At 71.2% G+C, this 208-nt stretch carries 1 pseudogene; it reads left to right on the top strand.

What is annotated here, in order from left to right:
• Positions 1-208 (top strand): annotated as a pseudogene (locus IF99_RS31525) (ATP-binding protein); the annotation flags it as partial.

Raw genomic sequence — 208 nt, 5'->3', positions numbered from 1 at the left:
GGTGCAGTGGTCGGCGGACGAGCTGTGCCGCGGGGAGCGCCCACCGGTGCCCGTCCCGCAGACGCCGCGGTCGCCCGCTGCGAACGCCGAGATCGACAATGCGCTGAGTGCCCTCCAGGCGCAGGTGATCGCGTCGCTGATCCGCGTGCACGACGAGTCCCAGTCAGTGGTCCTGCTGGAGGTGCTTCGCCGCCTGGCCATGCGTGAA

Source organism: Streptomyces sp. NRRL F-5630 (assembly GCF_000719475.1).
GTDB lineage: Bacteria > Actinomycetota > Actinomycetes > Streptomycetales > Streptomycetaceae > Streptomyces.
The sequence above is the reverse complement of the archived record's forward strand: the minus strand, read 5'-3'. Positions and strand labels throughout refer to the sequence as shown.